Below are 22,592 nucleotides of genomic sequence, written 5' to 3'. Positions count from 1 at the left end.
CGAATGTGTCGGGATGGCGGTAAGCTGTTCGGAAACTCCGGCGGGGATCGCGATTTCGCTCACGGACAGTGACCGAGGGGTAGGGTTTTCCGGGTTTCCGGAACCCGTGGACCGGCATGTCCGCAGTGGCGGTGCCGGGTTCTGTGGCGGCAGCCTCGGGTCTCGCCCATGTCTCCGTTCCTTTTTCGGAAGGGTTTTTCCCGCTTATATCAGATCGCTGAACCACTTCATGAGTGGAATTTCTATCCCGGACTGTGTTCCGGGGACCACTTTCCGTAGCCGGCCCGGCCATTGGGGCGCCGGGGGCCGGAAAGCGTCGCCTGCCGCAGGGAGAAAGATCACCTTCTGCCGTCCGGTCCGCCCCCGGCCCGGCCGTACCGCCGGCGCCGCCGGCTTGGCCCGATCTTTTCGGATATTGGCACCCGGGCCACTCGTGGGCGCGTGCCGCCGAACTCCATGATTGGCCGCATGACAACGACTCTTCAGACGCGTAAGCGTGGGCTGCATCGCGCCTGGATCGTGGCAGGAGTCGCGTTCGTGGCCATTCTCGGCGCCGCCGGGTTCCGCGCCACGCCCGGCGTGCTGATCACCCCGCTCCAGGAGGAGTTCGGCTGGTCCCGGGGCACCATCTCGCTGGCCGTCTCGGTCAACCTCATGCTCTACGGCCTGACCGCCCCGTTCGCCGCCGCCCTCATGAACCGCTTCGGCATGCGCCGGGTGGTGTCGGGCGCGCTGCTGCTCGTCGCGGCCGGCAGCGGGCTCACCATCCTGATGAACGCCCCCTGGCAGCTCGTCCTGTGCTGGGGCGTCCTGGTCGGCCTCGGCACCGGATCGATGGCCCTGGTCTTCGCCGCCACCCTCACCGAACGCTGGTTCGTCCGCCACCGCGGCCTCGTCACCGGGATCCTCACCGCGGGCGGCGCCACCGGGCAGCTCATCTTCCTGCCCGTCCTCGCCCACCTCGCCGTCGCCCAGGGCTGGCGCACGGCCGCCGTCACGGTCACCGCCGCCGCCCTCGTCGTCGTGCCGCTGGTCTGGTTCCTGCTGCGCGACCACCCGGAGGAGGTGGGCACCACCGCCCTGGGAGCCGACCCCGGCGCGGTCACGGCCGCCCCGCCCGCCAGGCCCGGCGGGGCAGCCAGGGCCGCGGCGCACGCGCTCGGCGTGCTGCGGAGCGCCGCGCGGACCCGGCCCTTCTGGCTGCTCGCCGGCGGGTTCGCGATCTGCGGAATGAGCACCAACGGCCTGGTCGGCACCCACTTCATCCCCGCCGCCCACGACCACGGCATGGCCGAGCCGACCGCCGCGGGGCTCCTCGCACTGGTCGGGATCTTCGACGTCGCCGGGACCATCGCGTCCGGCTGGCTGAGCGACAAGGTCGACTCTCGGATCCTGCTCGGCGCCTACTACGGGCTGCGCGGGCTGTCGCTGATGATCCTGCCCAGCCTGTTCGGGGCGACCACCGAGCCGAGCATGCTCGTCTTCATCATCTTCTACGGCCTCGACTGGGTGGCCACCGTCCCGCCCACCGTGGCCCTGTGCCGGCAGATCTACGGTTCCGAAGGCGCGGTGGTGTTCGGCTGGGTCTTCGCCTCCCACCAGGTCGGCGCGGCCGTCGCCGCGGTGGGCGCGGGACTCACCCGCGACCACTTCGGCACCTACGACCTCGCCTGGTACGCGGCCGGGTTCCTCTGCCTGATCGCCGCCCTGATGTCGGTCGCCATCGCCAAGAGGGCATCCTTGAAAGCGTGAATGAGCGAAGTGGATCAGTCGGCGGGCACGGCACCGGATCGGTCACGCGACGGGCGGAGGCGGCGTGACCGGTCAGAAGGTGCTCCCGCTGGTGGTCAGGATCGAGCGGGCGGCCCCGCCGGAGCGCACCGACGCCCTGGAGGCGGCCGCGCTGGCCGTGCTGACGCTGCTCGACGACCCCCGCACCCTCGGCGACGGCGAATGGGCCGAGGCGGTCCGGTCCTGGGAGGACATCGGGATCAGGAAGGTCGTCCGGCGTGCGCGCGGGGCCGAGTGGCGCCGGGTGCTCGACCTGCCCGGCATCACGGTGACCTCCGGCACCGCCGAGGTACGGGTCCATCCGCCGGTGCCGCTCGACGACTGGCCCAAGGACCTGTCCAGGCTCCAGGTCTCCGGCACCGACCTGACCGACTCGGCCCCGCCGGGACCGGCGCGGGAGGTGACGCTCTGGGTCAACCCGGAGCTGGAGATGTCGGCGGGCAAGGCGATGGCCCAGGCCGGGCACGCGGCCCAGCTCGCCTGGTGGGGCAGTGACGAGCGGGCCCGGCAGGCGTGGCGGGACCGGGGGCTGGCGGCCGCCGTACGGACGGCCGATTCCGCCGGATGGGCCGCGCTGACCGGCTCGGGCCTGCCGGTGGTCCGGGACGCGGGGTTCACCGAGATCGAACCGGGCTCGTGCACGGTCGTCGCGGACGCCCCGTGGCTGCGTCACGGCGGCTTCCGGCCCGCCGGCTCCGGGCCGCTCAGATCATCTTGACGACGTCGGCCGGCACCCCGCCCCAGGGGGGCAGGCGGGCCGGGGACGGGCTGTCGTAGACCACCGGGAGGCGCTGATCGTCGAGGAGCGCCGGCCCCTCCGCGTGGTCCCGGCCTCACGTGAGGTGCGGTGGAAGCGGAGCTCTACCTGGCGTTCTACGGGCACCGTCGAATCATCGCAGGCGGGCTTCCCGCCGACCGGGGGAGATACTCGTTACACGGGAGGCTGTCGTTACACGGAGGGAGGTACTCGTTCCCGAAGTGTGATGGGTATCGTGCACGAGAAAACTGGATTTGTCGTACGCTCCCGATCGTGCTCGATGGGTTGGATGGGACTCCGGGGACCCGGGGGACGGGTTCTGTGCCGACGTATGTGACCGCCGAGGCGGCCACGTCCGAGCTGCCAAGGGTCGCCCTTGACGACCCGCCGAAGTCACCGGTGAGCCCGCCGAGGTCACCGGTCAAGAAGTCGCGCATCGGCGACCTGCCGATGCGCGTGATCTACCGGATTCTCGCCGTGGTCACCGCGGTGGTCGTGGCCGCCGTGGCGGCCGTGGTCGGGTTCGTCTACTCCGGCCCCTCAGATCAGCCGGGCGGGGAAGCGTCGGGGCCGATCGCCGCGCCATCTGCCGCGACGCCCTCGCCCGGTGTCAGCTCGCCGCCGGCTCCCTCCCCCCTGTCGTCGGCCTCCTCCTCGGCGTCGGCGATCCCGCCGTCGCCCTCGCCGGCCGTGAGCGCGGCCCGCGCGCAGGGACGGAGCGCGGCGGTGGTGGCGGCCCTGGCCGACCCCCGCGTCCCCGGGCTGCCGCGCGACAAGCGGCTCGGCCGGCTGCCGGGCAAGGAGTACAAGACCAAGCGCCGCCTGCAGGACGCCAAGTCGGGCGTGTCGCTGGCCCGGCTCGGCAAGCCGTGGAAGACCCACGGCGCCTCGCCGTTCTCCACCAAGCAGGTGCTGCCGAAGGTGAAGGGCGTGCCGACCCGAGCGATGCTCGTCAGCTGCCCCGTGCCGATCAAGGTGCAGGAGAGCCCGAAGGACACCGCGCTGCTGGCCGCCCGCTGGACGCTCAACCACCACCCCGAGGACGCCAGGATCGGATGGACCGCCTCCCAGCGGATCAAGGGCGGCTGGGTGCTCGCCTACCGGGTGAGGTACGAGGTCAAGGGCAAGCCTCGCTTCTCCATGGCCGCCGTCGCCGTGACGGAGGTGCCCGGCGCCAAGCCCGCCATGGTCTTCGTGACGATCCCCGACGCCCAGCGCAAGCGCTGGCGCGACATCAACACCGCGATCTCCTCGATCAGGTTGAAGTAGGCACTGACTGGGCAGGAATCGCCTTATTCATCTGGCCTAATGAAAATCGGGGGATTTCATGGCCGACCTCTCCGTCGTCGCCTGCGACGCCCCCGCCGCCGCCGAGCAGGTGAGAGACAGCCCCTTCGAGCCCCGGAGCGAGCGGCAGGACCGCCGCGTGGCCGCGGCCGGGCGCGGGCGAGGCGGCACGATCGAGCCCCATCGGGCGTCCGGCACCGCGACCGCGGGCGCCACGGGCCGGGCGGGCGCCTGAGGACGCCGTTACCAGGATGATCCCCTCGGGGGATCGGCCTGGGCAGTGGAGGGGGGAGTCGTGGAGCGACCGGCGTCTCAGGAGCGCAAGGGTCCCAACGCCGAAGGGCCTGACAGGGACGACGAGCCCAAGCCGTGGCGGTCCGAAGGGCTGCCCCCCGGACCGCCGGCCCCGCAGCGCCCGAAGATCAACTGGCGGCGCTTCCTGATCACGCTCCTGGCGGTGTACGCGGCCTTCTTCCTCATCTCGTCCTTCTTCGACAGCGGCGGGACCGAGACGATCTCCTACACCCAGTTCACCCAGCAGGTGCAGGCCAAGAACGTCAAGGACATCTACGCCAAGGGCTTCTCCGTCCAGGGGGACCTGAGGAACGCGGCCAAGGACCCCGACAGCGGTGACCGCAGCTACACCAAGTTCTCCACCGAGATCCCGGTCTTCGCCGACCAGGACCAGCTCTACCAGCAGCTCACCTCGGCGGGCGTGAAGATCAAAGCCGAGCCGGTCAGCAGCGACCGCGGCTTCTTCGTCAACCTGCTGCTGTCGCTGCTGCCCGTGCTGCTGCTGGCCGGCCTGTGGATCTGGTTCATCCGCCGGTCGGCGGGCAACATGATGGGCGGCGGAGGGCTGGGCGGCCTGGGCGGCATGGGCAAGTCCAAGGCGGCCACGCCGGTGGCGGCGGGCAAGGTCCGGGTCGACTTCGACGACGTCGCGGGCATCGACGAGGTGGAGAACGAGCTCGCCGAGGTCGTCGACTACCTCAAGGAGCCTGGCAAATACCGCCGGCTGGGCGCCAAGCTCCCCAAGGGCGTGCTGCTCACCGGCCCGCCCGGGACCGGCAAGACCCTGCTCGCCCGGGCCGTCGCCGGCGAGGCCGACGTGCCCTTCTTCTCGGCGAGCGCGTCGGAGTTCATCGAGATGATCGTGGGCGTCGGCGCCTCCCGGGTGCGGGAGCTGTTCGAGGAGGCCCGAAAGGTGGCCCCGTCGATCATCTTCATCGACGAGATCGACGCGATCGGCCGCGCACGCGGCGGCAGCACCGTCGGCGGCCACGACGAGCGCGAGCAGACCCTCAACCAGATCCTCACCGAGATGGACGGCTTCACCGGCTCCGAGGGCGTCATCGTGATCGCGGCCACCAACCGGCCGGAGATCCTCGATCCGGCGCTGCTGAGGCCCGGCCGCTTCGACCGGACCGTCATGGTGTCCGCGCCGGACGCCGACGGGCGGCTGGAGATCCTCAAGGTGCACACCCGCGGCGTGCCGCTCGCCGACGACGTGAACCTGGCGCAGCTCGCCAAGTCCACCCCCGGAATGACCGGCGCAGACCTGGCCAACCTGGTCAACGAGGCCGCGCTGCTCGCCGCCAAACGCGGGAACGAGAAGGTGCGGGCGCGCGACTTCACCGACGCCCTGGAGAAGATCCTGCTCGGTACGGCCCGCGCGGTCGTGATCCCGCAGGAGGAGCGCAGGCGCACCGCCTACCACGAGGCGGGTCACGCGCTGCTCGGCATGCTCCAGCCCGGCGCGGACCCGGTCAGGAAGATCTCCATCATCCCGCGTGGCCGGGCGCTCGGCGTCACGCTCTCCACACCCGACACCGACCGCTACGCGTACGACGAGAAGTACCTGCGCGACCGGATCGTGGGCGCCCTCGGCGGCATGGCCGCGGAGCAGGTCGTCTACGGCGTGATCACCACCGGCGCGGAGAATGACCTGGAACAGGTCACCATGATCGCCCGGGGCATGGTCGGCCGCTGGGGGATGTCCTCCAGGATCGGCCCGCTGACCATCCTGCCGAGTTCCGCCGACGGCCAGCTCACCGCCGCTCCGGCCACCCTCGCCGCCGTGGACGAGGAGACCCGGCGCATCGTGGACGAGTGCTACGAGGTGGCCCTGCGCGTCCTGACGGAGAACCGTGACCGCCTGGACGCCATCGTCGCCGCCCTGCTGGAGCACGAGACCCTCGGCGAGGCCGAGTCCTACGCCGCCGCCGGACTGCCTCGGGGCGGGCACGTGGACGCGCCCGTCTCCGCACGGGAGGAAGGCGGCTGACCCCCGCCTCCCGGGAGACGCGGCCCGCCGCGCACGTGGGTCAGGGGGTTGTCCGTGCGGGGTGGGGCGCGTGTGGTTTCCGTGTGGGAGGCGCGTGTGGTTCTCCGTACGTGTGCTTTCTGTATGGGAGGCGCGTGTGGTTCCCCGTGCGTGTGGTTTCCGTGTGGAAGGCGCGTGTGGTTCTCCGTACGTGTGGTTCTCCGTACGTGTGGTTCTCCGTATGGGAGGGGGCCGGCAGGGGTTCTCCGCGTGGAGTGCGTGGAAGGCTTCCCCGTGAGGCGGGAGAGCGGCGCACCGCGCTAGGCTCGATCGACGTGACCCAGATCGTTCTCGCCTCAGCCTCGCCCGCCCGTTTCGCCCTGCTCCGCAGCGCCGGACTCGATCCCAAGGTGATCGTCAGCGGAGTGGACGAGGACGCCGTCATCGCCGACACCCCGAGCGACCTCTGCCTCGCGCTGGCACGCGCGAAGGCGGCGGTCGTGGCACGGGACCTGACAAGCGGGCTGGTCATCGGCTGTGACTCCGTGCTGGAGCTCGACGGCCGGGCCTACGGCAAGCCCTCCTCGGCCGAGGAGGCCGTCTCCCGCTGGCAGAGCATGCGCGGCCGTGAAGGCCGTCTGCTCACCGGTCACTGCGTGATCGACGCCGCCGGCGGACGGGAGGTGGCCGAGGTCGGCGCCACGGTCGTGCGGTTCGGCACCCCCACCGACGCCGAGATCGCCGCCTACGTCGCCACCGGCGAGCCCCTGCGGGTCGCGGGCGCCTTCACCCTGGACGGCCCCGGCGGATGGTTCGTCGACGGTATCGAGGGCGACCACGGCAACGTCCTGGGCATCTCCCTGCCCCTCCTGCGCCGCCTCTTCGCCGCCCTCGGCGTCTCCGTGCCCACCCTCTGGCAGAGCGTCTGACCCGCCCCGCCCGCCCGGTCCCTCCCGGGGGTTCGCGCGGGCATCCGGGGCCGTACGGCGGGCGCCGTCCCGCACGTCCTCCCAGCTCGCTGTCCTGTCCTTCGCCCGGCGCCGGTACGGCGAGGCGCGAGGCGGTGCTCCCGCGCCGTCGCGCGGTGATCCACCGATGACGCTAATCTTCCGGGCATGGGTCATTTCCGCTCCTTTACGGACGGCATCGGGTTCTTTCTGCAGGGAGTGCGCTGGGTCGCACGGAACCCTCGGTGGTGGCTGTTCGGGTTGATCCCCGCCCTGATCGTGTTCGTGCTCTACGCGGTCGCGCTCTACTTCCTCGGCACCAACCTTGGAGGCCTCGCCGAGTGGGCGACACCTTTCGCGAGCGAGTGGGGTGAGGCGGCGCGCAAGACCCTCCGGGCACTGGTCGGACTGGTGATCTTCGGTACCGGCCTGGTCCTGTCCGTGGTGACCTTCACGGCGGTCACCCTGATCGTCGGTGAGCCCTTCTACGAGAAGCTCTCGGAGAAGGTCGAGGAGACCTATGGCGAGGTGCCGGGCGGGCACGAGCTCCCGCTCTGGAAGTCGATCCCCAGGTCCATCAAGGACAGCCTGATCACTCTCGGATACGTGTTGCTGTTCACCGTCCCGCTGTTCTTCCTCGGCTTCGTGCCGGTGATCGGGCAGACGGTGGTGCCGGTGCTGGGCGCCCTGGTCTCGGGCTTCTTCCTCACGGTCGAGCTCACCACGCTGGCCATGGAGCGCCGGGGCATGGCGCGCAAGAACCGGTTCGCCCTCCTGCGGAGGAACAAGGCATCGGCTCTCGGTTTCGGCGTGCTCGTCTTCCTGCTCTTCCTCATCCCCCTGGTCGCGGTGGTCGCGATGCCCGCGGCCGTGGCGGGTGGGGCGATCATGGTCAGGTCGCGGCTGGCGCCCGTCTGAGTTTTCCACAGGAGGGCCGGGCGGAGGGCCGGGCGTCCACAGATCGAGGTCTGGCGCGGAGGCGTGGCCGGAATCCGGCGAAACTCTGGGCCATGACAACCGACATCCCGGCCCCGCCCGCCTCCCAGCCTCGACTGCTGCTCGGTTCCACGGAGGACGTCCTCGGTGCCGTGCCCTACCTCGTGGGGTTCCACCCCGCCGACAGCCTGATCGTGATCGGCCTGAAGGGCAGACCGTCCAGAGGACGGCTCCACCTCACCATCCGGTGGGATCTGCCGCTGGCGGCACCGGGCCTCGGCCGGATCGTCCCGCTGCTCCGCAAAGAGGGGATCAGCCAGGTCATCGTCATCGGCTACGGTCCGGGCACGCTGGTGACCCCCGCCGTGGACGTGGCCGTCGCACTGTTGCGCCAGGACGGGGTCACGGTCGTCGACGCGCTCCGGGTGGAGGAGGGCCGCTACTGGTCCTACCTCTGTTCCCGGGCCGACTGCTGCCCCGCCGACGGCACGCCGTACGGACGGGAGGCCGATGCGATCGCCGCCGAGGCCACCGTGCACGGACTGGTCGCTCTGCCCGACCGCGAGACCCTGGAGCGCTCGCTCGACCCCGTCGGCGGGTCCGCGCGGCTGGCCATGCACCGGGCCACGGTCCGTGTCACGGAGGAACTGCGGGGCCGGCTCGTCAGATGCGAGGACGTCGAGGGGCTCGCGGCGGAGCTCGTCGCGGACGGGATGGCCCGGGTCCGTGCGGCGATCGGCGCCTATGCCTCCGGCGGGCGGCTCGACGACGAGCAGGCGGCCAGGCTCGGGCTGGACCTGGCGGTGACCCGGATCCGGGACGAGGCGTGGGCGCTCGTCACCGACGCCACCCACGACGTCCACCGCAGGCTCTGGCTGGATCTCACCCGGCGGCTGGAGCCCAGATTCGTGCCTCCGGCCGCGTCCCTGCTCGGCGTGGTCGCCTGGTGCGACGGTGACTCCGCGCTGGCCGGCATCGCCCTCACCCGGGCACGCGACGTCGACCCCGGTTACTCGATGGCGAACCTGCTCATGCACGCACTCCACCATCTGCTCCCGCCACACGTGCTCAAGGAGAGGATGCCCAGCTCCGAGGAGCTGGACGAGGAGATGGGCAGTCCCCGGGCGGCCTGGCTGCTCCCCATGATCGCCTTATTGGAGGATGCGGAGGCGCCGGCGGGGTGACAGGTCAGCCCTCGGCGCGTCTGCGGCGCTCGTTGTAGGCCCGCATCCGGGGCGGGTAACCGGTCAGCTGCACGTCGTAGACGGGCAGGGCCAGATCCCGGGCCACCTTGCGAATCACAGCGGGCGAGCCGACCCGGCGCCGGGTCCACTCGCCGTCGTCCGCGATGGCCATCGCCGTGGTGTCCGTCGCGAAAGTCTCCGGCTCCACGTAGAACTCCACGCCACGACGCGACTTCGCGAAGGCGATGAGCGCCTCGACGTCGGCGTCGGTTGCCTCACGGTCGAACTTGGCGATCTTCGGCCCACGCAGACGCCTCAACCCATAGCGATCCCGCCATCTCATGACTCCTTGTATACCTCTCCGGGGCGTTCCATGGCGGGAGGCCAGGGTGGACTCTAAGGGACATCCAAGGGTTCATCCGGATGGACCGGACGAAAGTTGATGACAAATATGGAAGGCAAAGCGGCGACGAAAAGGATGTCGGTTCATGGCAGGCACAGTGACACCAGCGGCGAGCCCCTGGCACGGGGGCGTGCCGGCACCCGGAGCGAGGCCCGGACACGCCGACCTCAGGGTGAGCAACCAGGATCGGGAGCAGGTGGTCGAGCACGTCAAGGCCGCCTACGCCGAGGGGCGGTTCGACAAGCTCGAGTTCGACGACCGGCTGGAGCGGGCGATGACAGCCCGGGTGCACGGCGACCTCATGCCGATCATGCATGAGCTGTACGGCTCGCATCCGGTCAGGCCGATGCCCTACCCGCCCGTGACCGGCCGGCCGATGCCGGGCCACCACCACAACGTCCGGGCGCAGACGGGCGGAGACCGCCTGGGCGCGGCAGCGGCGCACCTGCTCCCGCTGACCGGCCTGTTGGTGATCGGCCCGCTGATCATGCTGCTGGCCGCGGGCAAGACCTCGCCCTACATCCGCAAGCACGCGGTGGAGGCGCTCAACTTCCAGCTGACCCTGCTCGGGGCCACCGTGCTGCTGGCGATCACCTTCGTCGGCTTCGTGCTGATGCCGGTGCTCTGGATCGGGGGCGTGGTCCTGTCCGTGGTCGGAGGCGTGGCGGCGCTGGGCGAGGGCGACTTCCGCTACCCGTTCACGCTCCGTCCGGTGAAGTAGGACCGGTGAGCCGGGCCGGCGCACGCCCGCGCCGTCTCAGGTGCCGAGGACCTCATACTTGACCCGCATGACCCCGGCGCCGGTGTTGCCGATGGCGGAGAAAGCGGCTCTGGACAGGTCGAGGCAGCGTCCGCCCACGTAGGGGCCACGGTCGTTGATCCGGACCGTTACCGACTCGCCGTTGGCGGGGTTGGTCACCCTGACCCTGCTGCCCATGGCGAGGGTCTTGTGCGCGGCGGTCATCGCACGGGGGTTGAAGCGCTCACCGCTGGCTGTCATCTGCCCCTCGTCGTAGTAGGAGGCGCCACAGGTCCCGGCAGAGATCACCCGGACCTTCGGCTTGGAGACGGTCTTCGGCGTGCCGGCCTTCTCGGCCTTCGCCGGGCTCTCGGCCTTGGCGGCCGAGCTGTCGCGCGATGTGCTCCCCGTCTTGGGAGTGGCCGCGTCACGCGGGGTGCTCTTGACCGTGGGAGCGGTCGCGTCGCGTGGCGTGCTCTCCGTCCTGGGAGTGCCTTTCTCACCGGCGGTGCTCGACCCGGCCGTGGTGTCAGGTGTGGCGGATGGGCCGGTGGACGGGGTGGCGATCTCGTTGGTGGCGGCCTCCGCGTTCCCGGCCGCCGGTTTCCGGGAGGAGGCGGAAGGATCGGGGACGGCCCCGGGGATCGGGTCGCCGGACTGCCGCACACCGGCCAGACCGGCGGAGGCGGCCGTCTGCGAGGCGTCGCCGCCGGAGATCGCCCAGGCGGTGGTCGATGCCGCGGCCACCACGGTGACGCCGGCGGCCAGAGCGGTCAGGCGCCGCCTGCTCATCAGCGATCTCTTCGAGGATGACTTGTCGGGGGACGGGGTGGAGGAGTGCAGGCCCAAGGGAAACCACGGTCCAAAATCGGGGGCAGGACACGGGAGGGCCGTACGGGGCAGGGGAGAGGGGGATGCACGTTGGCCGGTCCCGTTGGCGGGGTACAGGGGTGTCTCCCGCGTAATGCGGTTGACCATATGCGACAAATAGGTAGTAAAGGCAAGTTAATGTCGCAATGGTGACTTATGTCACTTTGGTCAAGAAACAGTGCTGCGCCGATATGGATCTGCCCAGCTCAGATCATGGGTGGGCTGGATCCCACCCCACCCGCGACCTTTCGGACACGCGGAACCGCGCGGGCGCATGCGCCGGCTCATGAGCGAGCCGCAGAGGCGGCGACAGGCCACCCGCGAAGTGGGGGACAGTCCACCCTGCGAAGTGGCGGACGGGCCATCCTGCGAAGTGGCGGACGGGCCATCCTGCGAAGTAGGGATGGGCCATCTTGCGAAGTGGCGGACGAGCTGCCTGCGGGAGGTGAGGAGCGGGCCGTTCCGTGAGGGGGACGGGCACTTCCGTGAGACGGGTTCTTTCGCGAGGAGAAGGGGCGCTGTGTGAGGGGGACAGACCGAGTAAGCCGGAAAGGGGCCAACCGCAGGTCAGAGACTATGGCGAGGCTCTGATAGCTCTGATCAGTGCCGACGCCGCAGCGGAGCCAGGACCTCGGTGACCTTGGCGATGGCCTCAGCTCCGGGTCTGACGTAGCGCATGGCGGTGCGGGGGTTCTTGTGCCGGGTCTTGCCCATGATGAGCTGCAGCGGGATCTCAGCCTCGCCGAGGTGGGTGGCGGCGCTGTGGCGCAGTTGGTGCAGGTCGAGCCCGGCGTATGTGTCCAGCAGGACGCGGGCGCGATCGTAGCCGAGGCGGGGGTGCCACCGGAATACGGCAGAAACGGGCCGCGGGGTGGCACAGCTGCTGGTCAGCGTTATGCGGGTGCTGCGTAGGCGGCGGAGTCGCCGAGGTGGCCGAGACGCCGGTCTGCGCTCTTGCCCGTAGTTTCCTGCGCTCTTGCCCGTAGTTTGATGTTGATCAGAGGGGCGGCGGGATTGGGGTGTTGTAGTGAGGACGATGTCAGGGCGGTATGAGCTGCTGGAGCCGTTGGGGCGCGGTGGCATGGGGGTGGTGTACCGGGCGCGTGACCGGGAGCTGGAGCGGATCGTGGCGGTCAAGGTGCTGCCCGCGCAGATGCTGCGCGATGAGGACTTCCGGGCCCGGTTCCGCCGGGAGGCGCGGGCGGCGGCGGGCTTGTCGCATCCCCACATCGCGACCGTCTACGACATCGGTGAGGACATCGGTAACGGGGATCCAGTTCCGTATCTGGTGATGGAGCTGGTGGAGGGCGGAACCCTGGCCGATCTGCTGCGCCAGGCGCAGCCGACCCCGAACGAGGCCGGGCAGATCGTGGCGGCGGTCCTGGAGGCGTTGGAGCACAGTCACGGGCGGGAGATCGTGCACCGCGACATCAAACCCGCCAACATCATGGTCCACCGCGCCGGCGGCCGGGTGCGGGTGAAAGTGATGGACTTCGGGATCGCCAAGCTCATGTCGGAGACGGCCACCCGACTGACCGCCACCGGAATGCGGATCGGCACCCCGTCCTACATGTCGCCCGAGCAGGCCGACGGCAAGCCCGCCGACGCCCGCTCGGATCTGTACTCCACCGGATGCGTGCTGTATGAGATGCTCACCGGTCGGCCGCCCTTCACCGGGGACTCGCCCACCGCCGTGCTCTTCCAGCACATGCACAAGACCCCGCAGCCGCCCTCACAACTGAGCCCGGCCCTGGCTCCCCTCTGGGACCAGATACTGGCGACCGCGCTGGCCAAAGACCCCCAACAGCGCCACCGGGATGCCGCGGCGATGCGGCAGGCCATCGAAACCGGCTTAGCCGCCCCTACCGCCCAGGCGCCTGCGCCGGTCCCGCCCTCCGCGTCCGCACCGACTGCCCGGCTTGACACCCCCCTACCTATCGAACCGGCGCCCACCGAACCGGCACCCCACGCGTCGGCCCTCCACGCACCCGGTTCTTCCGGTCTCGGGGATCGGTCCGCGCCTGCATCCGCAACGCGAGATCACGTCGCTGCCGTGCCGCACCGGGTCCTGTCCCGCCGCCGCCTGCTCACCGGGCTGGGCGCCGCAGGCCTGGCCGCCGCCCTGCCGGCCGCCTACTACACCTTCACCCGGGAAGACACCGCCACCCTCCGCGGCCAGCCCCTCACCGGCCACACCGGCGTCGCGGTCTCCGCGGTGGCGTTCAGCCCGGACGGCAAGATCCTGGCCGCTGACGATGGCTACACCGTGCGGTTGTGGGACGTGGCCACCCGCGCCCTCCTCGGCACGCCCCTCACCGGCCACACCAGCTGGGTCTCCGCGGTGGCGTTCAGCCCGGACGGCAAGATTTTGGCCAGCGGCAGCTATGACGACACCGTGCGGTTGTGGGACGTGGCCACCAACACCCCCATCGGCCGCCCCCTCGCCGGCCGCAACAACCCGACGGGCGCTGTCTCCGCGGTGGCGTTCAGCCCGGACGGCAAGATCCTGGCCACCGATGACGACGACGCCGTGCGGTTGTGGGACGTGGTCACCCGCACCCCCGTCGGCCGTCCCCTCACCGGCTACACCGACAGCCTCCAGTCGGTGGCGTTCAGCCCGGACGGCAAGATCCTGGCCACCGATGACGACGACGCCGTGCGGTTGTGGGACGTGGTCACCCGCACCGCCATCGGCCGTCCCCTCACCGGCCACACCAGCTGGATCGCCGCGGTGGCGTTCAGCCCGGACGGCAAGATCCTGGCCACCGGTAGCACTGACGACACCGTGCGGTTGTGGGACGTGGCCACCCGCACCCCCGTCGGCCGTCCCCTCACCGGCCACACCGACAGCCTCCAGTCGGTGGCGTTCAGCCCGGACGGCAAGATCCTGGCCACCGGCAGCGATGACGAGACCGTGCGGTTGTGGGACGTGGCCACGCGCACCCCCGTCGGCCGTCCCCTCACCGGCCACACCGACAGCCTCCAGTCGGTGGCGTTCAGCCCGGACGGCAAGATCCTGGCCACCGGCAGCGATGACGGCACCGTGCGGTTGTGGCAACTGTGAAGTGATTCCGATCGATGATCATGCCTGCGGCCCGTTTCTGCCGTATTCCGGTGGCACCCGACGGGGAGCTGCGTGGCCTGTCGATGGACGTCGCGGTGGCCGTGTCGGCGTTGTCGACGGCGCTGTATCTGCATGGGGACGTCGAGGTGTTGGCGGCCGCGCGGCGTCTGGTCGCTGAGGTGCAGCAGGTTGAGGAGAAGGTGGAACCGTTCCGGCGGCCGTGGGTGTCGGAACGGACGAGGGAACATTTCGCTGCGCTGGTGGAGTTCCTCGCGGCCGCCCCGTGAGGGGGGTCTCAGTAGCAATGGAGCAGAAACCAACGAACCCGCTGCCGACCTGCGGGCGGAGACCGCAGGTCGGGTGACAGGAATGGAAGCCGGGGTTTCGGCTGTGGATGGCCGTGCCCGGCGTGGGGCCGGATTGGCTCTAAGGAATAACCCCACAGTTCCCTGAGCCCTCCATCGCCGCCATAGCTCCAGGACCTGGGCGTTCTCCGTACAGAAGACCTGGGCGTTCTCCGTACAGAAGACGTCGGTCCAGCAGTTGAAGGGATCTCGGGATCGGTGAAGCCTCTTCCTCTTCGTTGAGGTTTTTGTAGTGGTGGTGAAGATGAGGAGGCGCGTGGTCGGCCCGTCCATGGACGCCTTGGTCCGGTGTTGAGCGTTGCCCTGACAGAGAACGCCTGATCACGCGGGGGTTGGCTCCGTACACCAGCTCAGGCGTCCCCAGCCGCTCGCCGGGCCGAGCCGGTCGCCGTCGCCGTGTCCTGGGCACTGCCTGGTACCGCTCCGAGATCGGCCGGCCATGAACGACCTTGGGTTTTGGTGAACCCAAGGGTGCATAACCTCCCATACCGCCCCAACGGCCCAACGTCGACCCTTGGGTTCGCGGGAACTCTGGGCTTTCCTGGGGTCCCGGTAGTAATCGCCGAGAATCCAACGGATATCGCCGACCAACGTCGATGTGGAGCATCTGGGCGAGGTCAGCGGCATTCTTGACCCAGCCCGCCGCACCCACTACCCGGCACACCATCCCTGGGACGCCCTCGCAGCAGAGCAGATCAGGGGTATATCCGTTGGATCGTCGGCGATTACTGCCGGGACCCGCACCAGAAGCCGCCCAGCGCCTTGGGCCAGTCCTCGGTGGTGTCGGGCACGTAGTGCGAGCCGCGGCCGGCTACCCGCATCGTGGTCGCCCGGACCAACACCATGCTGCGGCACCTCCTGGCCAGGTCCCACGAGCGCGGTACCTGGGAGCGGCGGAGCTGGACCTCGCAGAGCTGGAATGTCGCAAGGAAAACCCCAGCCGGCGTCGATGAGAATCCTGGCCTGTAACGCGGACTGTCGGCGACGCATGGGAGACTTCCGCTGTATGACGAACTGGCCCGAGCGCGTTCGGCGGTTGATCGCCGCCAAGCGTCCGCCCCGCGAAATGCTGAAGGCGCTGCGCGCGGATGCGGCGAAAGACCCGGAGGCAGCACGAGACCTGGGGCACATGCTGCTGCAGGTGTCATGGTCGGAAACGCAGACCGACGGTTATGGCTACCTACCGGAAGCGGAGAAGTGGCTGCGACAAGCGGTGACGAAGCGGCCGCAAGACGCCGAGGCAACCCTCCTCCTGGCGACCCTGTTGTCGACGCAGTGCGGACAACTCTGGGACATGGCCTTGGGAATGCGTCACCCGAAACGGTGGGACGAAGAAAGAAAGCGTAGGGCCATCGAGGCATGTGACCTGTACGAACGGGTGCTACAGTTCGATCCCCATTCCAGCGCCGCCGCCAGCGGGCTGGCACTCCTCCGTGAGACTCACAGCCTCACGGGCCGTGACCACTCAACCGTCAGCGCGGCCATAGACCTTGACGAAACCGAATCGTACCGCTTCGACTACTTCGTCGTGCGGGTTGAGCTGCTGGTGACCAATAACGGGGACACGGTCACCCGATGGGTCGTGCTACGCGATCCCGAGCAACTCTGGGGTTTTGAAATCTGCGCCTGGGAGATCAGCGAGCCAGTGGCCTTCCAATACGAGCATGGGGTCCAGGTCGCAAAGCACCGGCCTGCCCGGCTGTCAGGCAGATCACTCTCCCAGGTCACCGAGGAGTGGCTCGACAAGAGGGACCCGGCGTCACGGGCCACGCTCCTTCCCGTCGGACATCCGGTTTGCCGTGACGGCAAGATTCTCCAGTACGGCGTCAACGGTGCCCAGATGGCGGACGGGCCTCTGTGAGGATTGCGCCCCTGGTCCGCTGCTCGTCCAGAACGGCGCCCTCCTCCCGAACGCGGCCCCAGCCCCAAGGTGAGCAGATCTGCGCAGCTCGCCGGACTCATGTTCTCGGAAGCGGAGACGGCCACGACTTCCGAGAACATGCATGGCTGAGAGGCGAAACCCCAGCTCGGCACTTCCGGGAACAAGACCGCGTCGCTAGTTGGCGGCTGAGGACACGTTCGGGAGGAGGAAGCTTATGTGCCGTCTTCCTGTCATTCGATCGTGCGTACGCATCTCCGTATGGTCATGCCCTTTCCCCTCCCATGGTGTGCCTGTAAGCGTTCGTTTGTTCGATTGTGATCGTCTTGGTGGGGTTGCGTCAACGAGGCATTGACGGGCCCTTGGAGGCTTCTGGGATGTAAGCGGCGGAGTGTGCTTATCTCCGCTCTGTGGCTGGTGGATCGAGTAAGCCCTGGGCGACTCATAGGGGTCCCAGTAGTAATCGCGGAAAATCCAACGGATATGCCCCTGACCTGCTCCGATGTGAGGGCGCCGCAGGACTGGTGTGCCGGTTGGTAGATACGGCGGGCCAAAGCGCAGATACCGCTGACATTGCCCGGGTCTCCACTTCGCCGCAGGTCAACGGCATATCCGTTGGAAATTTCTTCATTACTACCGGGACCCCACCTTCGGGTCGTTGTGGTGGGTGGAGCGCCAGCTCGCTCAGTACCCGCTGCGGCGAGGGACGGCGGTCGGGCGACGGGAGAGATTGGTCCGGCCCGTGGGCTTGAGGTCGCGCGCCGGCTGGTCGTGACGGTGCGGCGATCGGGCCTGATACTCGGCCTTGGCCTGGGTGATCGTGGCGGGGAATTTGATATGCATGCTTCCTCCTTGGGTGCTAAACCCTGGTGAGCCAGGTGACCTGGGCGCCGTTGTCGAAGGTCTCGCGCCGGGTGGGGGCGAAGAGGGTGGGGCGGAACTGCCCGGAGAACATGGGGATGCCTGCGCCCGCCACCACGGGGTAGTTCTTGAGGATGATCTCGTCGATCTCCGGGAGCAGGGAGGCGGCGAGTCTGCCGCCGCCGCACAGGTAGATGTCCATGCCGGTGTCCTCGGCTTTCAGCCGCCGGATGAGCTCGATCGGGTCGCCAGTCTCCACCTGCACCGTGGGGTCGTCGATCGTCAGCGTGCTGGAGACAACGTACTGGCGCAGGTGGGAGTACGGGCTGGTGATGGAGGCATCCAGGGCCGGCTCGTAGGTGCCGCGGCCCATCACCAGGGTGTCGAAGACCTTGTTGGGCACACCCTCAAGGCCGACAAGCTTGCGGACGTGGGTGGGGACCGTCTCGGGGTAACGGTCATTCATCCAGGCGGCCATCTGGTCCGACACGGGGTAGAAGTCGAACTCGGCGTTGGGGCCCGCGATGTAGCCGTCGAGCGAGACGCCGATGTAGTAGACAAGCTTTCGCATATCGATCAACTCCCGATGTAGTACTCTGTCTGGAGTGGTCAAAACGTAGTACTACAGACGGAGTGGTGTCAAGTGCGGAGAAATCCCGAGCGGCGGCAGGCGCTGATCGACGCGGCCATCGAGGTGCTGGCCAGGGAAGGAGCACGGGGGCTGACCTTCCGGGCCGTCGACGCGGAGGCGGCCGTGCCCCCGGGCACGGCCTCCAACTACTTCGCCAACCGCGACGACCTGTTCACCCAGGTCGGCGGGCGTATCTATGAGCGGTTGCTGCCCGACGAGGTCACGATCGCCCGCAGCCGGGAGGGTGTGCAGGACCAAACCCGCTACGCCGAGCTCATGCACGAACTGGTGGATCGGGTCTCCGCCTTCAACTCCGGCTACCTGGCCCTGCTCGAGCTCCGGCTTGAGTCCACTCGGCGCCCCGAGCTGCGCGCCGTGCTGACCAAGCGCATCCGCGAGGACATCGACGCCAACATCGGCAACCACGCCGCCTCGGGTCTGCCCGGCGACTCGACCTCGGCGGTTCTCCTCTATCTGGCTCTGAACTGGCTCATCGTGGAGCGGCTGACACTGCCCGACATCTTCACCGAGCAGGAGATCCACGAGCTAGTGGACGCCGCCGTGCAAAGATCGCTGAATGCCTGACTGCTGAGGCCGCCCGGCGATTCGCGGTTACGAGGTCGGCGCGCAGCAGATTCTCGATGACCCTGCCGACGGCGATCTGGTCCTGGTCGCCGAGATCCTTGACGCCGACCCGAGTGGCCTCAACATCGTCGGCCGTTCGGTTGTTGATCAAAGGGTAAGTCTTGCCTGGCGGCCGGGGACACGGAGGTGGACCTGCAATGGAACCGTTTCGTACGGTAGGCGCTTTCCCGCAGGCCAGAGCGGGTGAAGAGCGGGCCTGATGCGGGGTCGTTAGCGTACGTTCCGGTACCCCCGCAGCTCGCCTCTGATCGCTGTTTCGAGGCGGACGGCCTGGTGGGTGACGTCGGGTGACGGTGATCTTCGTGTCCGGGAGTCCTCAGTAACGGACAAGATCGAGCAGGGCCGCGCAAGGGCTCTAACTGGCCCCGACAAGCGTCCGTAACTCCGTCCGGAATCAACGTCCCGAAACTTGCGGATCAGAGCCGGGTTCCGGAACGCGATCAACCTCCCAAGCGCCCTTGTTCGATCATGCCCGATACCGCGTCCGAAAGCTCATTCACCCTCGACGATCAGTCCAACGACCCTCTTGGCATCCCGTTGACCTGCATGAACAGAGGTAATCGTGCGTTCTGGTTCCGTTGCAGGTCCAGCCCTTACTCGGCGAACGCCGCCCCGAGCGGGGTGGGGTGGCCCTCGCGGCCAAACATCCGCAGCAGGTCGTAGGCACGGACCTGGTTGGTGATGAGTGACCCGGCGACCCGGAGCATGTCCGGCCAGTGCGTCTCAATGCGCTTGAGGTTGACCTTGTTGCAGGCCACGGCTTCGAGCGGCCCGTACCGGCCCGGAACTCCTATAGCTGCGGCGAGCCGCCACTCGGTTGATCAGTGGGTACGGCGGCGGGGTGCCAGGACCTCGGTGACCTTGGCGATGGCTTCGGCTCCGGGTTTGATGTAGCGCATGGCGGTGCGGGGGTTCTTGCGGCGGGTCTTGCCCATGATGAGCTGCAGCGGGATCTCAGCCTCGCCGAGGTGGGTGGCGGCGCTGTGGCGCAGCCGGTGCAGATCCAGCCCGGCGTACTTGTCCAGCAGGACGCGGGCGCGGTCGTAGCCCAGGCGCGTGCGGCCGGTGTGCGGGCAGATGTCGGCGGCCGCCGGACGGCGGGCGGGGACCGGGCGGCGTTCGGACAGGAACAGCGGGCCGTGGGTGCGGGACGTGTCGTCGGGGAGCCGGAGCAGGCGGGGCAGCAAGTGAGCGGTGCCGCGGTCCCAGTACACCCACTCGGTGGTGCTGCCCTTGGAGCGGACGGGGGCGCGGCGGTGCTCCAGGTCGAGGTCTTCGACGTTCAGGGCGAGGATCTCCGCGGCCCTGGCCGCCGTTTCGTAGAGCATCCGCCACAGTGTTTTCTCCCTGAGCGGGATGTCGCGGCGCGACAGTAGCCGGTGGATCGTGCTCTTGGCGACCGCGCGGGTCTCGTCGACGCTCTCCTTGCGGCGTTCGGCCTCAGCCGGGACCGAGGGCACCGCCCAGTGCTTCTTGGTCTGGCACCAGAGCAGCCAGGAGGTGATGGCGGCGCGGTTGCGGTTCCAGGTCGCCGACGCGCTCGCCCCCCACAGTTCGGCGAGCGCGGTTCCGATCTCGGCGTCGGCGACTTCAGCGAGCGGCCGATCGCGGCCGAGCCGGGTGATGACGCGGTCGACGGCTGAGGCGTAGGCGCGGTGGGTGTTGGGGTTGGCCGTGCGCGGGATGGCCAAGTAGGCGTCGGCGGCCGCAGCGAGGGCCCGGCGCTCGGGTCGGTGTCACCAGGGGCAAAGTAGCTCAGCGTGAGGTCTGACCGGACAGACCGTTAACTCTGTCCGGTCGTCCGAATCACATCCGCCCAGGTCAGCGCCCTAGGACGCCCGAACGCCATGATTCGGCCACTGCCCCGCCCCGGTTGTCCACAGCCGTAACCGCTCCGGCGGCCACCCGCCGTCCGGGCCCTCTGACCAGCGCGGACGCTCTACTTTGCGTCTGGTGACACCGACCCGAGCGCCGGGCCCTGAGGGCGGTCGCCTACCGCGTGCTCGGCTCACTCACCGAGGCCGAGGACGCGGTCCAGGAGGCCTGGCTGCGGCTGGCGCGCTCGGACTCCGGCGACATCGACAACCTCGGTGGCTGTCTGACCACCGTGGTCGGCCGGGTCTGCCTGGACATGCTCCGCGCCCGCAAGGCCCGGCGCGAGGAGGCACTGGAGGACCGCCTGCCGGACCCGGTGATCAGCCGCGAGGACGTCACCGACCCGGAACAGGAAGTGCTGCTAGCCGACGCGGTGGGGCTGGCGCTGCTGGTCGTGCTGGAATCCCTGACCCCCGCCGAACGGCTGACGTTCGTGCTGCACGACATGTTCGGCCTGCCGTTCGACCAGATCGCACCCATCGTGGACCGCACCCCTGCGGCGGCCAAGAAGCTCGCCAGCCGCGCCCGCCAGCGGGTGCGCGGCGCGGCCCCGAACCCGACCTGGCCGATCAGCGCCGGGTGGTGGACGCGTTCCTGGCCGCCGCGCGCGGCGGCGACTTCGACGCACTGGTGTCCATCCTCGACCCCGACGTGGTGCTGCGCGCCGACGGCGGTGTGCTCGCCGGCGGTCTGAAGGTTATCCGGGGTGTTGCGGCCGTGGCCGGCAGCTCGCCACCTTCCAGCGCATGGCCACTGCCGCCACCACGCATCCTGCCCTGGTCAATGGTGTCGCCGGCCTCGTCAACACCATCGACGACCAGGTGCTCTCCGTGATGAGCTTCACCATCTCCGACGGCAAGATCGCCGCGATCGACATCCTGTCCGACCCCGACCGGCTGGCCCGGCTCGACCTCACCCACCGGGAACCGTGATGCCGCCATGCCGACACTGGTTCGTCGCCGACGCCCCTGAGCGGAGGGACGGCTACGATCCAGCCGCGGACGGGCTTGACTCTGACACCGTGTCAGGCGGCACCGTGTGGGGCATGTCCGTCACCTATGTCGGCTCCGGGCCGTACTGCTATGCCAACTCCCTCGCGATGGTCCTCGGCGGCGAGGCGCCGCCCCCGGCCGTGATCGAGGTCCTGACGGGCTCCCCTTACGGGATGCAGCTCATCGGCGGCAGCCTGCCGTTGTTCGACTCGTTCGGCTGGGACCCCGAGGTCGGGCTGGACGCGGCGATCGGCCTGCTCGGCTGGGAGTGCGAGCGCGTGGACGGGGGGACGGCCGCCGCAGCGCTCGACCGGCTGCGCCGCGCCTGCCAGGACGGCCCGGTGCTGGCCGGGCCGCTCGAGCTCGGTCTGCTGTCGTACCAACCCGGGGCGGGCAAGGCGGTCGGCGCCGACCACTACGTGGTGGTGCTGGAGGTGAGTGACAACACCGTGCTCGTACAGGACCCGCAGGGCTACCCGTACGCCACGCTTGCGGTCGACGCCTTCGCCGCGGCGTGGCACGGGGAGCTCATCTCCTACCTGGAGCGGCCGTATCGGATGCGGCACCGGTTCACCCGGCGGGAGCGGGTCAGCCCGGAGGAGGCGTTGCGGCGCTCCCTGCCCGCCGGGCTGGCCTGGCTGGCCGGCCGTACGGACGTGGAGGTCCAGCCCGGCACGTTGGGGCAGGCCGAGGCCGCCGAGCGCACGGCCGACCTGGTGGAGGAAGGGCTGGATCCCGAGATCAGGATGTTGTGGCAGGCGTTCGCGGTGCGGGTGGGGGCCCGCCGCCTCAACGACCTGGCGGCCTGCCTGGCGTCCCTCGGTCTCGACACGGGCGCGGCCGTCGCCGCAGAACAGGCCCGCATCGTCGGCGGCCTGCAAGGTCCGCTCGTGGCGGGCGACGACATGGCGCTCGCGGCCGGCCTGCGCCGATTGGCTCCGACATACGAACGGCTGCGTACCACCCTGATCGCCGATGAGGGGACGTCCCAGGCAATGGGAACGCCTTCTCGAAGGAGTTGACCCTCGGCACCCTGCTCACCCTACTTCCGGAAACACAAGCCGATCACGCGCGGCCGCGCTGCCCGGCCCGTACGCCGC

20 protein-coding genes and 2 pseudogenes are annotated in these 22,592 nt (G+C 69.4%); 15 read left to right on the top strand and 7 right to left on the bottom strand.

What is annotated here, in order from left to right; all coding sequences use genetic code 11:
- The first annotated feature begins 468 nt into the window (after positions 1–468).
- From SROS_RS34690 to SROS_RS34655, 8 genes are all read left to right on the top strand, one after another.
- Complete coding sequence (locus SROS_RS34690; protein ID WP_043653553.1) at positions 469–1,752, top strand: MFS transporter; 1,284 nt, start codon at positions 469–471, stop codon at positions 1,750–1,752.
- Positions 1,753–1,816: 64 nt separating this feature from the next.
- Positions 1,817–2,509 (top strand): aminoacyl-tRNA hydrolase, encoded by a 693-nt coding sequence (locus tag SROS_RS34685; RefSeq protein ID WP_012893621.1) that lies wholly within the window; start codon positions 1,817–1,819, stop codon positions 2,507–2,509.
- A gap of 360 nt (positions 2,510–2,869) precedes the next feature.
- The gene (locus SROS_RS34680) at positions 2,870–3,817 is read left to right on the top strand and encodes a hypothetical protein (protein WP_012893620.1); all 948 of its coding nucleotides are present in this window, start codon (positions 2,870–2,872) and stop codon (positions 3,815–3,817) included.
- Positions 3,818–3,875: 58 nt separating this feature from the next.
- On the top strand, positions 3,876–4,070 hold the full coding sequence (locus tag SROS_RS34675) for a hypothetical protein (RefSeq protein WP_012893619.1): 195 nt from the start codon (positions 3,876–3,878) through the stop codon (positions 4,068–4,070).
- A gap of 60 nt (positions 4,071–4,130) precedes the next feature.
- Positions 4,131–6,122, top strand: coding sequence for an ATP-dependent zinc metalloprotease FtsH (gene ftsH / locus SROS_RS34670; protein WP_012893618.1), 1,992 nt, complete (start codon positions 4,131–4,133; stop codon positions 6,120–6,122).
- A 314-nt stretch (positions 6,123–6,436) separates the two neighbouring features.
- Positions 6,437–7,030 carry a Maf family protein gene (locus tag SROS_RS34665; protein WP_043653549.1) on the top strand — a complete coding sequence of 198 codons (594 nt, stop codon included), beginning with the start codon at positions 6,437–6,439 and terminating at the stop codon, positions 7,028–7,030.
- Positions 7,031–7,216: 186 nt separating this feature from the next.
- Positions 7,217–7,966 (top strand): EI24 domain-containing protein, encoded by a 750-nt coding sequence (locus SROS_RS34660; RefSeq protein WP_012893616.1) that lies wholly within the window; start codon positions 7,217–7,219, stop codon positions 7,964–7,966.
- A 92-nt stretch (positions 7,967–8,058) separates the two neighbouring features.
- Complete coding sequence (locus SROS_RS34655) at positions 8,059–9,168, top strand: DUF4192 domain-containing protein (RefSeq protein ID WP_012893615.1); 1,110 nt, start codon at positions 8,059–8,061, stop codon at positions 9,166–9,168.
- A gap of 4 nt (positions 9,169–9,172) precedes the next feature.
- Here the strand turns inward: SROS_RS34655 and SROS_RS34650 are convergent, their stop codons facing one another.
- Positions 9,173–9,511 (bottom strand): hypothetical protein, encoded by a 339-nt coding sequence (locus SROS_RS34650; protein WP_012893614.1) that lies wholly within the window; start codon positions 9,509–9,511, stop codon positions 9,173–9,175.
- Between the two features lie 145 nt (positions 9,512–9,656).
- On the opposite strand from SROS_RS34650, the gene SROS_RS34645 reads away from it, so the two are divergent.
- Positions 9,657–10,292, top strand: a complete 636-nt coding sequence (locus SROS_RS34645; RefSeq protein WP_081453290.1) for a DUF1707 and DUF4870 domain-containing protein — start codon at positions 9,657–9,659, stop codon at positions 10,290–10,292.
- 36 nt (positions 10,293–10,328) lie between these two features.
- Here SROS_RS34645 and SROS_RS54065 read toward each other — a convergent pair whose 3' ends face one another.
- Positions 10,329–11,102: a septal ring lytic transglycosylase RlpA family protein gene (locus SROS_RS54065; protein ID WP_012893612.1), complete on the bottom strand. Its 774-nt coding sequence runs from the start codon at positions 11,100–11,102 to the stop codon at positions 10,329–10,331.
- Between the two features lie 798 nt (positions 11,103–11,900).
- A pseudogene (locus tag SROS_RS53460) lies at positions 11,901–12,263 on the bottom strand (hypothetical protein); the annotation flags it as partial.
- Here SROS_RS53460 and SROS_RS34630 point away from each other — a divergent pair.
- The 3 genes from SROS_RS34630 to SROS_RS34620 all read left to right on the top strand — a co-directional run bounded on the left by SROS_RS34630 (position 12,217) and on the right by SROS_RS34620 (position 16,470).
- Entirely contained in the window at positions 12,217–14,244 is a 2,028-nt protein-coding gene (locus SROS_RS34630; protein WP_012893611.1) for a protein kinase domain-containing protein, read from the top strand. The pseudogene SROS_RS53460 and the gene SROS_RS34630 overlap by 47 nt on opposite strands.
- Before the next feature lie 14 nt (positions 14,245–14,258).
- Positions 14,259–14,531 (top strand): hypothetical protein, encoded by a 273-nt coding sequence (locus SROS_RS34625; protein WP_012893610.1) that lies wholly within the window; start codon positions 14,259–14,261, stop codon positions 14,529–14,531.
- A gap of 1,084 nt (positions 14,532–15,615) precedes the next feature.
- Positions 15,616–16,470 (top strand): hypothetical protein, encoded by an 855-nt coding sequence (locus SROS_RS34620; RefSeq protein WP_012893608.1) that lies wholly within the window; start codon positions 15,616–15,618, stop codon positions 16,468–16,470.
- 702 nt (positions 16,471–17,172) lie between these two features.
- On the opposite strand, the gene SROS_RS51380 is transcribed toward SROS_RS34620, so the two are convergent.
- Together SROS_RS51380 and SROS_RS34615 are read right to left on the bottom strand one after the other, a co-directional pair.
- A complete protein-coding gene (locus SROS_RS51380; RefSeq protein WP_012893607.1) occupies positions 17,173–17,331 on the bottom strand; it encodes a hypothetical protein in 159 nt (52 codons plus the stop codon).
- A 16-nt stretch (positions 17,332–17,347) separates the two neighbouring features.
- On the bottom strand, positions 17,348–17,920 hold the full coding sequence (locus SROS_RS34615) for a dihydrofolate reductase family protein (protein WP_012893606.1): 573 nt from the start codon (positions 17,918–17,920) through the stop codon (positions 17,348–17,350).
- Between the two features lie 72 nt (positions 17,921–17,992).
- Between SROS_RS34615 and SROS_RS34610 the strand changes: the two genes are divergently transcribed.
- Positions 17,993–18,565, top strand: coding sequence for a TetR/AcrR family transcriptional regulator (locus tag SROS_RS34610; protein ID WP_012893605.1), 573 nt, complete (start codon positions 17,993–17,995; stop codon positions 18,563–18,565).
- 653 nt (positions 18,566–19,218) lie between these two features.
- Here the strand turns inward: SROS_RS34610 and SROS_RS48130 are convergent.
- Together SROS_RS48130 and SROS_RS34605 are read right to left on the bottom strand one after the other, a co-directional pair.
- Positions 19,219–19,419 carry a Tn3 family transposase gene (locus tag SROS_RS48130; RefSeq protein WP_081453289.1) on the bottom strand — a complete coding sequence of 67 codons (201 nt, stop codon included), beginning with the start codon at positions 19,417–19,419 and terminating at the stop codon, positions 19,219–19,221.
- A 27-nt stretch (positions 19,420–19,446) separates the two neighbouring features.
- Positions 19,447–20,316, bottom strand: coding sequence for a tyrosine-type recombinase/integrase (locus tag SROS_RS34605; RefSeq protein WP_012893604.1), 870 nt, complete (start codon positions 20,314–20,316; stop codon positions 19,447–19,449).
- Positions 20,317–20,603: 287 nt separating this feature from the next.
- Here SROS_RS34605 and SROS_RS34600 point away from each other — a divergent pair.
- A pseudogene (locus SROS_RS34600) lies at positions 20,604–21,432 on the top strand (sigma-70 family RNA polymerase sigma factor).
- A gap of 113 nt (positions 21,433–21,545) precedes the next feature.
- Complete coding sequence (locus SROS_RS34595) at positions 21,546–22,514, top strand: cysteine peptidase family C39 domain-containing protein (protein WP_012893603.1); 969 nt, start codon at positions 21,546–21,548, stop codon at positions 22,512–22,514.
- Positions 22,515–22,592 lie beyond the last annotated feature (78 nt).

It is taken from the genome of Streptosporangium roseum DSM 43021, from assembly GCF_000024865.1.
GTDB classification, from domain to species: Bacteria; Actinomycetota; Actinomycetes; order Streptosporangiales; family Streptosporangiaceae; genus Streptosporangium; species Streptosporangium roseum.
The sequence above is the reverse complement of the archived record's forward strand: the minus strand, read 5'-3'. Positions and strand labels throughout refer to the sequence as shown.

Coding starts and splice junctions, on each gene's coding strand:
- SROS_RS34690 (WP_043653553.1), top strand. CDS start 469: ATGACAACGACTCTTCAGACGCGTAAGCGTGGGCTGCATCGCGCCTGG.
- SROS_RS34675 (WP_012893619.1), top strand. CDS start 3,876: ATGGCCGACCTCTCCGTCGTCGCCTGCGACGCCCCCGCCGCCGCCGAG.
- SROS_RS34660 (WP_012893616.1), top strand. CDS start 7,217: ATGGGTCATTTCCGCTCCTTTACGGACGGCATCGGGTTCTTTCTGCAG.
- SROS_RS34655 (WP_012893615.1), top strand. CDS start 8,059: ATGACAACCGACATCCCGGCCCCGCCCGCCTCCCAGCCTCGACTGCTG.
- SROS_RS34650 (WP_012893614.1), bottom strand. CDS start 9,511: ATGAGATGGCGGGATCGCTATGGGTTGAGGCGTCTGCGTGGGCCGAAG.
- SROS_RS34645 (WP_081453290.1), top strand. CDS start 9,657: ATGGCAGGCACAGTGACACCAGCGGCGAGCCCCTGGCACGGGGGCGTG.
- SROS_RS54065 (WP_012893612.1), bottom strand. CDS start 11,102: ATGAGCAGGCGGCGCCTGACCGCTCTGGCCGCCGGCGTCACCGTGGTG.
- SROS_RS34630 (WP_012893611.1), top strand. CDS start 12,217: ATGTCAGGGCGGTATGAGCTGCTGGAGCCGTTGGGGCGCGGTGGCATG.
- SROS_RS34625 (WP_012893610.1), top strand. CDS start 14,259: ATGATCATGCCTGCGGCCCGTTTCTGCCGTATTCCGGTGGCACCCGAC.
- SROS_RS34620 (WP_012893608.1), top strand. CDS start 15,616: ATGACGAACTGGCCCGAGCGCGTTCGGCGGTTGATCGCCGCCAAGCGT.
- SROS_RS51380 (WP_012893607.1), bottom strand. CDS start 17,331: ATGCATATCAAATTCCCCGCCACGATCACCCAGGCCAAGGCCGAGTAT.
- SROS_RS34615 (WP_012893606.1), bottom strand. CDS start 17,920: ATGCGAAAGCTTGTCTACTACATCGGCGTCTCGCTCGACGGCTACATC.
- SROS_RS34595 (WP_012893603.1), top strand. CDS start 21,546: ATGTCCGTCACCTATGTCGGCTCCGGGCCGTACTGCTATGCCAACTCC.